This is a genomic window from Burkholderia ubonensis subsp. mesacidophila (assembly GCF_002097715.1).
In the GTDB taxonomy this organism is placed as follows: domain Bacteria; phylum Pseudomonadota; class Gammaproteobacteria; order Burkholderiales; family Burkholderiaceae; genus Burkholderia; species Burkholderia mesacidophila.
Map to the genome: position 1 here is coordinate 2,396,432 of NZ_CP020738.1, position 14,841 is coordinate 2,411,272.

A 14,841-nucleotide genomic window follows, 5' to 3' on the forward strand; every position below is an offset into this window, starting at 1 on the left:
TCCCCGTGTCGCGGGAGCTTAGCGAAGCCCACGCGGTCGCGACGGGGATTTGCAGGATCGTTCAAGAAATTTGCAGAATTAGGTAGACGAAAAAACCGCACCGTCGCGCACACTGCCGCCTATCCGGGCTTCGCACCGGGTTTTCCCCACGGAGACACACCCCATGTCCACATCGTTTGTCCTCAACGGCAAGAACGTCACGCTCGATGTCGATCCGACGACGCCCGTCCTCTGGGCGATCCGCGAACACGCCGGCCTCACGGGCACCAAGTTCGGCTGCGGAATGGCGCAGTGCGGCGCGTGCACGATCCATCTCGAAGGCCAGGCCGTGCGCTCGTGCGTGCTGCCGCTCGCCGGCATCGCGGGCAAGCACGTCACGACGATCGAAGGACTTCAGAGCAAGCCCGCCCAGGCCGTGCAGGCCGCGTGGGTCAAGCTGCAGGTGCCGCAATGCGGCTATTGTCAGTCCGGGCAGATCATGTCCGCAACCGCCCTCCTCGAACAGAACCCGAAGCCGACCGATGCCGACATCGACGCCGCGATGAACGGCAACATCTGCCGCTGCGCGACCTATGCCCGCATCCGCGCCGCGATCCACGACGCCGCGGCAACCCTGGGGGCATGATCATGACGACCGGAATCGATTCCCCGAACGCAGCCCGCCGCACCTTCCTGAAGGCCGCCGGCGCCACCGCTGTCAGCCTGACGATCGGCTTCGAATGGTTCGGCCTGGGCCGCCGCGCGCTCGCCGCGACGGCGCCTGCCGCCGAATTTGCGCCGAACGCGTTCCTGCGCATCACGCCCGACGGCATCGTCACCGTCGTCGCCAAGCACGTCGAGATGGGCCAGGGCGCATACACCGGCATCGCGACGATCGTCGCCGAAGAGCTGGACGCCGACTGGTCGAGCGTGCGCGTCGAGAGCGCGCCTGCCGACGCGAAACGCTACGCGAACCTTGCGTTCGGCACGATGCAGGGCACGGGCGGCAGCTCGGCGATGGCGAACTCGTGGCAGCAGTTGCGCGAAGCCGGCGGGAAGGCCCGCGCGATGCTCGTGTCGGCCGCCGCGGCACGCTGGGGAGTGCCGGCCGGCGAGCTGACGACGAAGGACGGCTTCGTCACGCATGCGAAGACCGGCAAGCAGGCCAGCTACGGCGCGCTCGTCGCGCAAGCCGCGAAGCTGCCGGTCCCGGCGAACGTGACGCTGAAGCAGCCCGCCGAGTTTCGCCTGATCGGCCACCGGATTCCGCGCGTCGACGCCGCGCCGAAGTCGAACGGCACCGCGCAGTTCACGCTCGACGTCGCGTTTCCGGGGATGCTGGTCGCGCTGCTGCAGCGGCCGCCGCGCTTCGGCGCCACCGTCAAGTCGTTCGACGCGTCGGGCGCGACGGCGGTGCCGGGCGTCGTGTCGGTCGTGCAGGTGCCGCGCGGCGTCGCAGTGGTCGCAACGGGCTTCTGGCCCGCGAAACAGGGCCGCGACGCGCTGAAGGTCGAATGGGACGAGACGCACGCCGAGAAGCGCAGCTCGGACGCGATCCTGCACGAATACCGGCAGCTTGCGAACCAGCCCGGCGCGCCGGCCCGCAAGGACGGCGACGCCAATGCCGCGATCGCCGGCGCGGCGCGCAAGCTCAGCGCGTCGTACGAATTCCCGTACCTCGCGCACGCGCCGATGGAGCCGCTCGACGCGGTGGTCAAGCTGACGCCCGACGGCTGCGAGATCTGGGCCGGCGACCAGTTCCAGACCGTCGACCAGGCCAATGCCGCGCAGGTCGCGGGCCTGAAGCCCGAGCAGGTGAAGATCCACACGATGTACGCGGGCGGCAGCTTCGGCCGGCGCGCGAACGCGTGGTCGGACTACGTGGTCGAGGCCGTGTCGATCGCGAAGGCGCTCGGCGCGAACGGCAAGCCGGTCAAGCTGCAGTGGACGCGCGAGGACGACATCCAGGGCGGCCTCTACCGACCGATGTACGTCCACAAGCTCGACGCGGGGCTGACCGCGGACGGCAAGCTGGTCGGCTGGCGGCACCGGATCGTCGGCCAGTCGATCCTCACCGGCACGCCGTTCGAGCCGTTCATGGTCAAGAACGGGATCGACGCGACGTCGGTCGAGGGCGCGGCGAACCTGCCGTACGCCGTGCCGAACGTGTCGGTCGAGCTGACCACCACGAAGGCCGGCGTGCCGGTGCTGTGGTGGCGCGTCGTCGGCAGCTCGCACACGGCGTATGCGGTCGAGGCGTTCATCGACGAAGCCGCGCACGCCGCGGGCAAGGACCCGTACGCGTTCCGCCGCGACCTGCTCGCGAAGGAGCCGCGCATGCGCGCGGTGCTCGAGCTGGCGGCCGAGAAGGCCGGCTGGGATCCGGCGAAGCCGCTGCCGAAGGGTCGCGGGCGCGGGATCGCGGTGGCCGAGGCGTTCAAGAGCTACGTCGCGCAGGTCGCCGAGGTGTCGGTCGGCGCGGACGGCAAGGTGAAGGTGGAGCGCATCGTCTGCGCGGTCGACTGCGGGATCGCGATCAACCCCGACATCGTCGCCGCGCAGATGGAAGGCGGCATCGGCTTCGGGCTCGGCGCGGTGATGCACAGCGCGATCACGCTGAAGGACGGCCGGGTCGAGCAGCGCAACTTCGACGGCTACCAGGTGCTGCGCATCGCCGAGATGCCGAAGGTCGAGGTCTACATCGTGCCGTCGGCCGAGGCGCCGACCGGCGTCGGCGAGCCCGGCGTCGCGCCGGTCGGGCCGGCCGTCGCGAACGCGATCTTCGCGGCGACGGGCAAGCGGCATTACACGCTGCCGTTCGATGCGGGGGATGCGGCGAAGGCGTGACGGTGCGGCGCGCCGGTTCCCCTAAGCGTCTCGCGCGGGGCGGACCGGCGCGCTGTTCCGGCATGCGCACCGGCTGGCTCCACCGCTCGGCTTCGGCGCAGCCGCTGTCGACGGCCCGTCACCGTCCCCCGGCGTTACGTCCGACGTAACGCCCGTAACGTCCCCCGCCGATGCTACGTAACAATCCTTCAGCGGCGCATCGCCCGCGCCCATCCGCGCCGCGTTAAAAATTCTTTTAGATTCAACAGCGACGCGGCTTACCGCCACCCGGCGCAACGTCGCGCCGCGCGCGTCGATCTGCATGGCCCGGAATTTGCAGTAATCCATCGGCAAACACTCCTTTAACGGACATACGAGGGCCGACATGGATTGCAAATACCTGTACATCGACAACATCAAGATCAACTTCGTGCGCCGCACGATCGAGATCGACGACAAACTGGTCGACGTCACGCCGCGCGAATTCGACGTGGTCGAATTCCTGCTCGACAACATGAACAAGATCGTGCCGCGCCAGGCGATCCAGGAAGCGGTCTGGGGCCGCGAGCTCGGCGTGTCGTCGCGCACGCTCGACACGCACATCTCGCGCATCCGCGCGAAGCTGCGCCTCGACCATGACAAGAACCTGCGGATCATCCCGATCTACGCGGTCGGCTATCGGCTCGTGCTGTTCGGCGCGGCGATGACGCACGCCGAGCGCCACGAACCGGCGCCCGTCGTGCGCGCCGTGTCGCAGCACGACAGGGTCGCCGACTACGTCTGATCGCTCCCCACGCGCGGGCCGCGCACGGCTCGCGTACGCTGCGTCACGTCGCGCGCTGCGCCTCGAGCCACGCCTGGAACATCAGCACCGTCCACAGCTGATGCTGCCAGTTCATCCGGCCGGTCTGGTGCTGCCGCCACAGGCGCTCGACCGCCGCCGCGTCGAAGAAGCCCTCCTCGCGCAGCCGCGCGGGATGCAGCAGCGTCTCCGCCCAGTCGCGCAGCGAGCCGCGCAGCCAGTGATCGATCGGCGCGCAGAAGCCCTGCTTCGGCCGGTCGATCAGCGACGAAGGCACGTACGCATCGAGCAGGCGGCGCAGCAGCACCTTCGACTGGCCGTCCGGCAAACGCACCGCCGCGGGCAGCCGCCAAGCGAATTCGACGACGTGGTGATCGAGGAACGGCATCCGCGTTTCGAGGCTGACGGCCATCGCCGCGCGATCGACCTTGGTCAGGATGTCGGTCGGCAGGTACGTGAGCGTGTCGATCGCCATCGCCTGCTCGGCGAAGGTCAGGTCGGCGGGCCACGCGCTCGCGGTGTCGAGCGGCGTCGGCGGCTCCTGCCCCGCAAGCGCGATGCGCTCCGGATGATGCACCGCCGACATCAGCAGCCGGTACAGCCCGATGCGGCTCTCGGCGGTCATCACATGGCCGAGCTTGTGCAGCCGGTCGCCGATGCGCGGCGGGGTCTCGCGCGCTTCGGCGCCGCTCCACGCGTTCTGCGCAACCGCCGCGAGCTGGTCGGCGTGATCGGGCCGCAGCGCATGCAACGCGGCGGCGATCCGCGCGCGCACGGCCGCCGGCACGCGATGCAGCTTGCGCCACAGGCGCGGCGTCAGGAAATAGCGCGTGTAGCCGCCGAACAGCTCGTCGCCGCCGTCGCCGGACAGGCTCACCTTCACGTGGCGGCGCGTCAGTTCGGCGACGAGGAAGGTCGGGATCTGCGACGCGTCCGAAAACGGCTCGTCGTAGATCGACGGCAGCTTCGGCACGACCGCGAGCGCGTGATCCGCGGTCACGTACAGCTCGGTATGCCGCGTGCCGAGGTGCCGCGCGACCGCCTTCGCATAGCCGGCCTCGTCGTAGCCGGCCTCGTGGAAGCCGATCGTGAACGTGTCGACCGGCGTCGCCGATTGCGCCTGCATCAGCGCCACGATCGTCGACGAATCGACGCCGCCCGACAGGAACGCGCCGAGCGGCACGTCGGCCTCCATCTGCTGCGCGACGGCCTTGCGCAGGATCGCGTCGAGCTGGCTGACCGCCGCCTGCTCGTTGCCCTCGAACGGCTCCGCGCGCCCTGCGTCGATCGCCTGCTCGAGCGACCAGTACGCACGCAGGCGCGGCGTGTCGCGCGCATGCTCGAACTGGACGAACGTCCCGGGCGGCAGCTTGTGGATGCCGCGATAAATCGTGTGAGGCGCGGGCACGCTCGACTGCCGCAGGTACAGGCACAGCGCGTCGCGGTCGATCGCGCCGTCGAAGCCCGGATAGCTGCGCAGCGCCTTCAGCTCGGACGCGAACACCAGCGCGTCGCCGATCCGGCCGTAATAGAGCGGCTTCTCGCCGATCCGGTCGCGCGCGAGCGTCAGCACGCGCGACGCGCGGTTCCAGAGCGCGAACGCGAACATGCCGGTCGCGCGGCGCAGCGCCGCCTCGACGCCCCACGCGGCGACCGCCGCGAGCAGCACTTCGGTGTCCGAGTGTCCGCGCCACGCCGGCGCGCGGCCGGTACGCTCCAGCTCCGCGCGCAATGCCTGGTGGTTGTAGATTTCGCCGTTGAAGACGAGGACGAAGCGTCCGCATGCCGACGCCATCGGCTGGCGGCCGTGCACCGACAGGTCGACGATCGCGAGCCGCCGGTGGCCGAGCGCGATCCCGGCTTGCGCATCGAGCCAGGTTCCCTGCGCGTCGGGCCCGCGATGCGCGAGGCTAGCCGTCATCCGCGCGAGCGTCGCGCGCGCAGTCTCCTCATCGAAAGCGGCGCTGTTCAGAAAGCCGTCGATTCCGCACATGTTCTTGCCTGTCTGTTGACCGATTCCGTCTTGCGCGGCGCCTTGCTGCACGCCGTCAGGCGCGACGGTCGGGCCATCTTACGAAGAAATAATTCATCAATAAATCGATGCACCGCGTCATGGACAGCTAAAAAAATCGACGTCAAGCGCCGCGTATTCGATGAGCGGAACGAAAAGCGCGTCGGATGGCGTTTCGGACCTTCCGGCAGGCGCGCGTAAACGTTCGCGCCCGACGCGTATCGCAACGTTTTCGCTACGGCAGCGTCGGACGGAAACGAAAACCGCAACGATTGATGGAATCGGCGCGAAATCCGAAACAAAATCGGATAACGAAACGATTGAGACGAACGAGCCGGACTGCGCAACCAAGGGGAATGGCCTGGACGTGCATGGCCGGAACCGCTCCCATCGTCGCGTGTTCATGCGCGATGTCGGGCGTTGCGCCCCTTCCCGGCCGCCGGCGCACGCTCGTGATGCGCGCGAACGGCGCCTACGTGCGCAGCCGGCGCGCGGCGAGATACGCGAGCTGCGCGCGGTTCTGCACGTTGAACAGTTTCTCGAGCGAACGGATGTGAAGGCCGACCTTGTGCAGCGACGTGCGCAGCGCGCTCGCGATCTCCTGGTCCGACAGCCCGTGCACGAGCCGGTCGAGCACCGCCTGCTGTTCCTGGCCGAGCGCGAAGCCGCGCGCGCGCGCGACGCGCGCCTCGAGAAACGGCAGCGCGACGCGATGCACCGCGAGGCTGACCGACAGCGCGCCGCCGATCACGCGATCGTCGATCCAGTCGGTGCCGTGCGTCTCGGACGTCACGTTGACCGCGACCCGCAGGTCGAGCCGCGGCGCCGACAGGCTGAAGATCACGCCGCTGTTCATCGCATGCGCGCGCAGGTGGCCCGCGAGCGCGAGCACCTTGCGATCGCCGTCGCGCCAGGCCGCCGCCTCGATCTCGTCGAGTTGCCACGCAACCGGAAAGCCGCTCTGGCGCGCTTGCGCGAAACGCGGATCGGCCTCGTAGAGCATGCCCTCGATATACGGCTGCATGAAGGTCGCCGGCGCGAGATCGCGCAGCACATGCGCGCACAGCATGCGTCGCCCGATCATTTCATAGGCGCCGTAACCGAGCGTGCTGAAACCGATCTGGCTCAAGCGCGCATGGCATTGCGCGAAATCGAATGCGCCCGGGTCGGCTTTACCGGCCGCGGATTGCGCAATGGGAAAAACATCCCGGTTCATCGCCTGCCATTCGGCCGAACCCGCGGCAGCGACCGCCAGGTCGGCCTGCGAGAACCACTCGACGAGTGGCATACCGTCGACACGTGTCATGAAGAGCCCGTCCCCTGTCCCAATGATGTGAATCCAGAAGCCCCGACACGACTTGGTCTGTTCTTTTTTATTACGTTTCTTACATTTCTATTCGTACGCCTGCATGAAACTTTCAGCGCGATTAGTATTACGGCATATTACGCGCCCGCCACCGTTTTTGTACAATGCCCCCGCGTTTTGTCAGGATGATGATCGGCGCATATAAACATGATGCTTCGATCGCACTGCCGCGGCCGGCCGTTCACGATATGGCCCGCCGCGACGGTGCGCGTCGATTCCGAGGGATGACTCATGTCCGATATTGCCTTGCATGAAGAAGCGGTCGCCCCAGGCTTTCAATTTCCTTCAGATGACGCCACGTATCGCGCCGACGCGCCGCGCGCGCGCCCGGTGCAGGTCGTCTGGTGCGACGACGTGAAGCGCGGCGGCGTCGAGCAGCCGCACGCGCCGCGGCTCGGCGTCGCGGACACGCTCGCCCACGCGCAAAGCACCGCCGAGCGCCATCGCATCGTGACGTGCCTGCTGCATCTGACCGGTTTCACGACGTTCGCGTATTTCGCGCTCGAATTCGCGCAGGAGCGCGTCGAGCGCGTCTATCTCCACGAAGCGTTCACGCCCGCGGCCTATCGCGGCGACTATGTGCGGCACGGCCATTACGACGTCGATCCGCGCACGCTCGGCGCGCGCATGTGCAACATGCCGATCGTGTGGGACCTGCAGCAGTTGCGCCGGCAGCGCGACGACGGCGCGCTCGTGCCGTGCGCCGCGCTTGACGGTTTCCTGCAGACGTTGGAGGACGACGGGATGTGCAGCGGCATCATGTATTCGATGGCCGTGCCCGGCACGCGGCTGAATGCGTTCATGAGCTTCACCGCGCCGCGCCGCACGCGCGAATGGATCACGCCGGCGACGGTCGAGCAGGCGCTGTCGATCGGGCTGTCGGTGCACCGGTTCGCATCGCCGCAACTGATCGCGACGTCGCGCGAGCGCATGGTCAACGACCTCACGCCGTTTGAGCAGGAACTGCTGATCGGCATCGCCGAAGGCGCGTCGGACAAGGAGATCGGCCGACGCCTCGACACCAGCGCGCACAACGTCGACTATCACCTGCGCAAGCTGCGCAAGCGCTTCGGCGTCGCGAACCGGATCCAGCTCACCTACCTGACGTCGAAGCTCGAACTGATCTGAGCCGGACACCGCGGGCGCTTTGCACCGTTTTGCACTGTTTCGCACGCCGTAAACGCGCATGCCGGCCACGCAGGCCGGCATGCACGGGAAGCGACGCGGTGCCGGGTCCGGCGCCGCATCCGTCAGGCGGTGTTACTTGAGCAGCATCATCTGCACGACCTTGACGATCACGAGACCGACCGCGATCACGAGGTAGCCGCGCAGCACGCCCATCCAGATCCGCGTCGTCAGCGTCATCACCTGCGGCTCGAGCGTGTCGAGCGGCGGCATGCGCCACGTGCCGCGCAACGAGCGGTCGACGCCCGGCTCGATCACGCGCTTGTTGCGGCGGATCAGCACCGTCGCGAGATAGCCGACGATCGCGAACACGCTGCCGCCCACCAGCACGTCGACGATCGCCTCGCCGCTGATGTCCGGATACATCACCGATGCGGTCAGGATGATCGACAGCATCACCAGCACCCAGATCACCGCGCCCGTGAAGATGTTGAGCTTCGTCGAGTTGACCCACGGGCCGAGCACCTGCTTGTCGTTGCAGAGCAGCAGCAGGAACACGGTCGCGCTCGGCAGCAGCACGCCCGCGAGCGTCTGCACCGCTTCCGTCAGCAGGCCGAGCGGGCTGCCCGGAATCAGCACGATCGCGGCGGCGGCGGCCACGATGCCGAAGTAGACGAGATAGAAGCCCTTCGCGTCCGACACGTTGCGATGCAGCGAATGGCGGATCTTGAACACGTCGCCGATCGCATACGCGGTCGACAGCGACACGGCCGCCGCGCCGATGATGCACGCGTCGAGCAGCGCAACCGCGAACAGCGTCGCGCTCGTACGGCCCGCGTACTTCTCGAGGCCGGCGATGATGCCGCCCGCGTCGGTGAAGTTGCCGAACTCCGGACGCCCGCCGAACAGCGCGGAGCTGAAGCCGATCATCGCGACCGCGCCGATCAGCACGAACACGATCCCGATCCACAGGTCGGCCTTCTCGTACTTCATGAAGCGCGGCGTGATGCGCTTGTCGATCACGTAGCTCTGCTGGAAGAACAGCTGCCACGGCGCGACCGTCGTGCCGACGATGCCGATCACGAGCAGCATCACGTCGGAGAGCTTCGCGTGCGCGGGCCAGTTCGGCACGAAGAAATCGCGCGTCATCTGTGCGACCGGCGGATGGATCGTCACCAGCACCGGCACGAGCAGCAGGCTCAGCAGGCATAGCACCACCGCGAACCGCTCGAAGCGCCTGAAGTCTCCGGTACTGACCGCCGCCATCGTCAGCGCGGCGGCCACGCACACGCCCGCGACCTTCGGCAGCCCGAAGAAGTCGAGCACGAACGTGATGCCGATGAACTCGGTGACGATCGTCAGCGCGTTGAGCAGGAACAGGTCGATCACGCTGAACGCGCCCCAGAACTTGCCGAAGCGCTCGAAGATCAGGCGCGCATGGCCGACGCCCGTCACCGCGCCGAGGCGCAGCACCATTTCCTGGTTCACGTACAGCACGGGAACGAGCAGCAGCAGCGTCCACAGCAGCGTCGTGCCGTAATTCTGGCCCGCTTGCGTGTAGGTGCCGAATGCACCCGCATCATTGTCGCCGACCATCACGATCAGGCCCGGGCCGAGGATCGCGAGCAGCGTCCGGAAGCGTGCCCACCACGTGCCGCGCGCGGCAGTGTCGTGATGCGCGATGGTGCCGAGCGCGCCCTTGATGTCGCCCAGATGGGCTTCGTCGAGCACGGCGCTGCGTTCGACGGCGATCGGTGGAGAAACGTTGGATGGCGTGGACATGATGTGTTCCGTACGACTAATGGTTATTTTTCAAGCGTGTAACCTTGGCATGAGCGTGCGCAGCCGCGTGGCGGCAGCCGCGCATGCGCATGCCGAGGCGCGCTCGGCTTTTAGTGGACTAACGATTTCAGCTGGTTCAGCAGGCGGACGAATACCGTCTGACGTTTTTCGAGCGACAGCATCGCGTCGTAGTACGGGCGCGATTCGTTCACGTGCGGGAGTTGCGACAGCAGAAGGCCGAAGTTCATGGTCTGGCTCCGTGCGGCGGCAGCGTGCGTGCCGGCCGCGTCGTGGGCGCGGGGCCAGTCCGGCGCCTGAGCGAAATCAGGCTATGCGGCCGGAGTGTCCCTGCGACCCGGATTGAAAGGGGTCTGGCGGCATAAGGGACAACTGTCACTGTCGTTCATGGCGGCTCCTGTTCGGTGTTCCGGAAGAACACGGTTGACCGCCGCCCTGCATGCGGGACACCGCGTGCGCAGGCCTGCGAAAGGCGTGCGCGAACGCGGCCGCATGCCGGGCGGCGGCGAAACCAGACGGCGCATGCGCGATGGCAGCACGCGTTTCTGGCGCGAATCAGGGTGCACGTAGGGAGTTACTGCGAAGTACTGCTGCGCGCACCGTTTGCCTCAGTGACAAACGGCGGCGTTGGAAAGGCGCGGACGTTGGTCGCTCAGGCGGAAAACTCGTTCGAAGATCGACTACTGCAAGCGTCCAAGGCGTTCGCCCCAAGAGTGAAGATGGCGGATTCTATGGACCGCCCGAAACCGAAGTCAACCCCTTGAATCCCCGTTTTCGGAAAAATATTTCCGGGGCTCGGGCACTGAAAGATTTGTTCCCGAAATGACGCGCCCGAACCTTTCAGCGCGTGCGTATCCCCTCCCGGCCGCCGGTGCGCATGCGCAACGGTCCGGACGACGGCGCGGGCCGATTGCGCGCGTTGAAATGATCGCGGTGCGTCGACTCGATGCATGTGCAACAGGTGCAAATTTTGTGTGATTTTTACTTGCGCTGCAGCAAACGACGCGACTACAATCCGCCGCAATTCAACACAGGAGTCCCTCCGTGGACACATGCTCTAGTTGCAGTTCGATGCCGGTTCAAGCCGGCCAAGCCATCGCGAGATAGCAGCAGCCCAGGGCATGTCCTTCGCCGCTAGCTCGCATTCGTCGGGTTAGCGCGCCTCCTTCCGAACCGGCCATCGCCGGTTCATCCGTCGCACGCTCCGTACCGTATCAAACGCCGATCTCAGGCCGCACCGCGCGCGCCCGGGATCCATCACGTCGTCCGGCTTCGCCGCCGGACCGGACGGAGGCAACGTCATGTTCTTTCAATCGTTCGCGGTCAGACTCAAGCGGTACGTGCACGTCGCTTGCAACCGCTCGCTCGTCTCGGCGCTGTCGCCGCTCGCGCATGCCGCCAGCAACTGGCGCGGCAATGCGCTCGTGGACGCGCTGCTCCCGGCTCGCGCCTCCGACTGCGCGGTGCTCGGCGGGATGGCCTGCGCCGTGGCACTGGTCGCGCTGCTATGCTCGGCGGCGTCGCGCCTCGATTTCGCGCAGGTCTGGCGCGTCAGCGGCTGGCTGCCGTAAAGCATGGCCGCGCGGACGGGCCGCGTGCCGCGCACCGTCCGCGCCCCCTTTGCATCACCGGTTCATTCCATTAGTCACACTAATCAATCCGTCAATGGAACTCGCATGAAAAACCACCTCGAGCCCACCCTGCGCAAGACCCGTCTCCACGCATGCGCGACACTGCTGCTGTCGCTCGCCGCCGCGCCCGCGTTCGCGCAATCCGCGTCGCCCGCGCCCGAACCGGCCGCGGGCGCCAGCGATGCCGCCGCCGCGCAAGCGCCGGCCGCCGATGCCGCCGCGCCGGCGCCCACCGGCTTCTGGGAGCGTTCGAACCTGCTCGGCAACATGGGCGGCCTGCGCGACCTGCTCGGCGATCACGGCGTCACGCTGAACCTGCAGGAGACCAGCGAATACCTGTACAACACGTCGGGCGGCACCGCACGCGGCGGCGCATACCAGGGGCTCACGCAGTTCGGCCTGAACGTCGACACGAGCAAGGCGATCGGCCTGCCGGGCGGCACGTTCAACGTGTCCGGACTGCAGATCCACGGCACCAACCTCACGCAGCGCAACCTGCAGACGCTGCAGACCGCGACCGGCATCGAAGCGAATTCGACCACCCGCCTGTGGGAGCTGTGGTACCAGCAGGCGTTCCTCGACGGCAAGGCCGACGTGAAGATCGGCCAGCAGAGCCTCGACCAGGAATTCATGGTGAGCCAGTACGCGGCGTCGTTCATGAACGCGACGTTCGGCTGGCCCGTGCTGCCGTCGGCCGACCTGCCGGCGGGCGGCCCCGCGTATCCGCTGTCGTCGCTCGGCGTGCGGCTGCGCGTGAAACCGTCCGACGCATGGACCGTGATGGGCGGCGTGTTCGACGGCAACCCGGCCGGCCGCTTCGGCGGCGATGCGCAGCAGCTCAACGCGCACGGCACCAACTTCAACCTGCGCAGCGGCGCGCTGCTGATCGGCGAGGTGCAGTACGCGCTCAACGCGCCGCCGGCCGACCCGAAAGCGCCGCAGCCGGCCGGCCTGCCGGGCACCTACAAGGTCGGCGTCTGGTATCAGTCGCAGCATTTCGACGACCTGCGCACCGGCACGGACGGCCTGCCGCTCGCGGATACGGACCACAGCAACGGCATCCCGGTGAGCCATCACGGCAACTACGGGTTCTATGCGGTCGCAGACCAGATGGTGTGGCGCCAGGCGCCGGACAGCCCGCGCTCGCTGGGTGTGTTCGCGCGCGTGATGGGCGCGCCGGGCGACCGCAACGTCGTCGATCTCGCGGTCAACACGGGCGTCACGCTGAAGGCGCCGTTCGCGGGCCGCGACAACGACGTCGCCGGCATCGCGGTCGGCTACGCGAAGATCGGCTCGCACGCACGCGCGCTCGACGGTGACATGGGCAGATTCCAGACGCCCGGCTATCCGGTGCGCCGCGCGGAGACGGTCGTCGAAGCGACCTACCAGTACCAGGTCACGCCGTGGTGGCAACTGCAGGCGGACCTGCAGCACTTCTTCCGTCCGTCGGGCGGCGTCCCGAACCCGAGCGCGCCGGGCGCACGCATCGGCGACGAGACGGTCGTCGGCGTACGCACGACGATTACGTTCTGATGCGGGAAAGCCCGGCGGCTTGCACGCCGCCGGGCTGCTCGCCGTTCACGGCGAGCGCGTCACTCGCCATACAGCCCGAGCAGCTTCAGCATAACGCCGTTGGTCCAGCCGAAGCCGTCCTGCAGCGGATACTCGCCGCCGCCCCCACCGCCCGCGCCGGCGCCCTCGACCACATATTTCTCGACGAGCTTGCCCTCGGTCGCATACACGTGCTTCACGCTCGTCAGGAAGCGCGTGCCGATCTCCCTCGCGAGCGCGCGCTCGCCGTAGCGGCGCAGCCCGTCGACCGCGATCCACTGCAGCGGCGCCCAGCCGTTCGGCGCATCCCACTGCTGGCCGGTCGTCGCGGTCGTCGTCGCGAGTCCGCCCGGCTGCAGCAATGTCTTGCGCACCTCGCGGGCCGTCGCCTTCGCGCGCTCCGGCCACGCGACGCCCGCGAACAGCGGATACAGCGCGGCCGCGGTAACCGCATCGCGCGGCTGGCGCAGCTGCCAGTCGTAATCGCCGTAATAGCCGCGGCGGTTCCACAGGTAATGATTGATCGCCTTCGCGCGCTGCTCCGCGCGTGCGGTGAAATCGGCGACGCACGCAACGTCGCGCGCGAGCGTGCAGCCCTTCACGATCGTCGTCTCGAGATGGAACATCAGGCTGTTCAGATCGACCGGCACGATCGACGTCGTGCGGATCGTCGCGAGCGTCCTGCCGTCGCCGAGCCAGCGCGAGCTGTAGTCCCAGCCGCTTTCGGCGCCCGCGCGCAGGTCGCGCCACACCTGGTTCGCCGGGCGGCCCGGCGCCGCCTGCGCGGTCTGCACGTCCTCGAGATACGACTCGTCGCGCGGCGTGTCGCTCGCATCCCAGTAGCGGTTCAGGATCGCGCCGTCGGGCATCGCGACCACGTGGCGCGTCGCGCCGCCGCGCGGCGTCGTGCGCTCGCCCTGCATCCAGTACGCATGCTCGCTGCGCAGCGCGGGCAGGTATTTCTGGTAGACCTTGTCGCCTTCCGCCTGCGCGGCGAGCGTCACCATGTACGCGAAGAACGGCGGCTGCGAGCGGCTCGCGTAGTACGTGCGGTTGCCGTTCGGCACGTGGCCGACCACATCGATCAGGTGAGCGAAATTGTCGAGCATGGCGTCGACGAGATCCTCGCGCCCCGACACCTGCAGGCCGAGCATCGTGAAATAGGTGTCCCAGTAATAGCCTTCGCGGAACCGCCCGCCCGGCACCACGTACGGCTTCGGCAGCGGAATCAGCGAGCTGTACGGCGGGACCGTCACGCTCGTGCGCGTGAGCTTCGGCCACAGCCAGTCGATGTGCTCGCGCAGGGTCTGGTTCGGCGGCGGCGTGACGCCCGTGTCGACGGGCGGCGTGAAGTGCTGGCCGGCAAACGCCTTCAGCGAGAAGCCCGGCTGCGATTGCTGCTGCCGATACAAGCGGACGATCGTCGCGGGATCGGTGTCCGGCGTCGCGTCGACGAAGGTCTTCTGGTCGGGATAGAGCTGCGCGGTCTGCACCGCGACGAACAGGTCGCCGTACAGCTGGCTCGGCGACGGCAGCACCGCATTCGCTGCCGGCGGTGCGGACTGGACGGCGGCGCTTGTCGTGGCATGGTGTGCCGCCTGGTTCGCGCTGTCGCCCTGCGCGGCGCAGCCCGCGACGGCGAGATAAGCGACCGCCAGCGCGGTGGCCCAGCGGATGCGCCGCACGGGCGGCGATGATGCAATCGATGCGGCACGACGTGACGTCATGACGTGTCCCCTCCTTGCGATGG

General features: G+C 67.8%; 11 protein-coding genes. 6 read left to right on the top strand and 5 right to left on the bottom strand.

The features are described 5' to 3' along the window. Positions 1-163 precede the first annotated feature (163 nt). The 3 genes from B7P44_RS28205 to B7P44_RS28215 all read left to right on the top strand — a co-directional run bounded on the left by B7P44_RS28205 (position 164) and on the right by B7P44_RS28215 (position 3,589). A complete protein-coding gene (locus B7P44_RS28205) occupies positions 164-625 on the top strand; it encodes a (2Fe-2S)-binding protein (protein ID WP_084909168.1) in 462 nt (153 codons plus the stop codon). Between the two features lie 2 nt (positions 626-627). Then, positions 628-2,826, top strand: coding sequence for a xanthine dehydrogenase family protein molybdopterin-binding subunit (locus tag B7P44_RS28210; RefSeq protein ID WP_084910069.1), 2,199 nt, complete (start codon positions 628-630; stop codon positions 2,824-2,826). A gap of 364 nt (positions 2,827-3,190) precedes the next feature. Continuing rightward, on the top strand, positions 3,191-3,589 hold the full coding sequence (locus tag B7P44_RS28215) for a winged helix-turn-helix domain-containing protein (protein WP_084909169.1): 399 nt from the start codon (positions 3,191-3,193) through the stop codon (positions 3,587-3,589). A 43-nt stretch (positions 3,590-3,632) separates the two neighbouring features. Here B7P44_RS28215 and asnB read toward each other — a convergent pair whose 3' ends face one another. Both asnB and B7P44_RS28225 read right to left on the bottom strand, forming a co-directional pair. Then, positions 3,633-5,600: an asparagine synthase (glutamine-hydrolyzing) gene (asnB, locus tag B7P44_RS28220; protein ID WP_084909170.1), complete on the bottom strand. Its 1,968-nt coding sequence runs from the start codon at positions 5,598-5,600 to the stop codon at positions 3,633-3,635. 490 nt (positions 5,601-6,090) lie between these two features. Further along, positions 6,091-6,924 (bottom strand): autoinducer binding domain-containing protein, encoded by an 834-nt coding sequence (locus tag B7P44_RS28225; RefSeq protein ID WP_084909171.1) that lies wholly within the window; start codon positions 6,922-6,924, stop codon positions 6,091-6,093. A 291-nt stretch (positions 6,925-7,215) separates the two neighbouring features. On the opposite strand from B7P44_RS28225, the gene B7P44_RS28230 reads away from it, so the two are divergent. After that, complete coding sequence (locus B7P44_RS28230) at positions 7,216-8,112, top strand: helix-turn-helix transcriptional regulator (RefSeq protein WP_084909172.1); 897 nt, start codon at positions 7,216-7,218, stop codon at positions 8,110-8,112. A 132-nt stretch (positions 8,113-8,244) separates the two neighbouring features. Here the strand turns inward: B7P44_RS28230 and B7P44_RS28235 are convergent, their stop codons facing one another. After that, on the bottom strand, positions 8,245-9,891 hold the full coding sequence (locus B7P44_RS28235; protein WP_084909173.1) for an NRAMP family divalent metal transporter: 1,647 nt from the start codon (positions 9,889-9,891) through the stop codon (positions 8,245-8,247). A 110-nt stretch (positions 9,892-10,001) separates the two neighbouring features. Further along, positions 10,002-10,139, bottom strand: a complete 138-nt coding sequence (locus B7P44_RS37265; RefSeq protein ID WP_167389828.1) for a hypothetical protein — start codon at positions 10,137-10,139, stop codon at positions 10,002-10,004. Positions 10,140-11,210: 1,071 nt separating this feature from the next. Between B7P44_RS37265 and B7P44_RS28240 the strand changes: the two genes are divergently transcribed. Beyond that, complete coding sequence (locus tag B7P44_RS28240) at positions 11,211-11,480, top strand: hypothetical protein (protein WP_084909174.1); 270 nt, start codon at positions 11,211-11,213, stop codon at positions 11,478-11,480. Positions 11,481-11,585: 105 nt separating this feature from the next. Continuing rightward, complete coding sequence (locus tag B7P44_RS28245) at positions 11,586-13,073, top strand: carbohydrate porin (RefSeq protein ID WP_084909175.1); 1,488 nt, start codon at positions 11,586-11,588, stop codon at positions 13,071-13,073. 59 nt (positions 13,074-13,132) lie between these two features. On the opposite strand, the gene treA is transcribed toward B7P44_RS28245, so the two are convergent. Continuing rightward, positions 13,133-14,818 carry an alpha,alpha-trehalase TreA gene (treA, locus tag B7P44_RS28250; protein WP_084909176.1) on the bottom strand — a complete coding sequence of 562 codons (1,686 nt, stop codon included), beginning with the start codon at positions 14,816-14,818 and terminating at the stop codon, positions 13,133-13,135. Between the last annotated feature and the right edge of the window lie 23 nt (positions 14,819-14,841).

Coding starts and splice junctions, on each gene's coding strand:
- B7P44_RS28205 (WP_084909168.1), top strand. CDS start 164: ATGTCCACATCGTTTGTCCTCAACGGCAAGAACGTCACGCTCGATGTC.
- B7P44_RS28210 (WP_084910069.1), top strand. CDS start 628: ATGACGACCGGAATCGATTCCCCGAACGCAGCCCGCCGCACCTTCCTG.
- B7P44_RS28215 (WP_084909169.1), top strand. CDS start 3,191: ATGGATTGCAAATACCTGTACATCGACAACATCAAGATCAACTTCGTG.
- asnB (WP_084909170.1), bottom strand. CDS start 5,600: ATGTGCGGAATCGACGGCTTTCTGAACAGCGCCGCTTTCGATGAGGAG.
- B7P44_RS28225 (WP_084909171.1), bottom strand. CDS start 6,924: ATGACACGTGTCGACGGTATGCCACTCGTCGAGTGGTTCTCGCAGGCC.
- B7P44_RS28230 (WP_084909172.1), top strand. CDS start 7,216: ATGTCCGATATTGCCTTGCATGAAGAAGCGGTCGCCCCAGGCTTTCAA.
- B7P44_RS28235 (WP_084909173.1), bottom strand. CDS start 9,891: ATGTCCACGCCATCCAACGTTTCTCCACCGATCGCCGTCGAACGCAGC.
- B7P44_RS37265 (WP_167389828.1), bottom strand. CDS start 10,139: ATGAACTTCGGCCTTCTGCTGTCGCAACTCCCGCACGTGAACGAATCG.
- B7P44_RS28240 (WP_084909174.1), top strand. CDS start 11,211: ATGTTCTTTCAATCGTTCGCGGTCAGACTCAAGCGGTACGTGCACGTC.
- B7P44_RS28245 (WP_084909175.1), top strand. CDS start 11,586: ATGAAAAACCACCTCGAGCCCACCCTGCGCAAGACCCGTCTCCACGCA.
- treA (WP_084909176.1), bottom strand. CDS start 14,818: ATGACGTCACGTCGTGCCGCATCGATTGCATCATCGCCGCCCGTGCGG.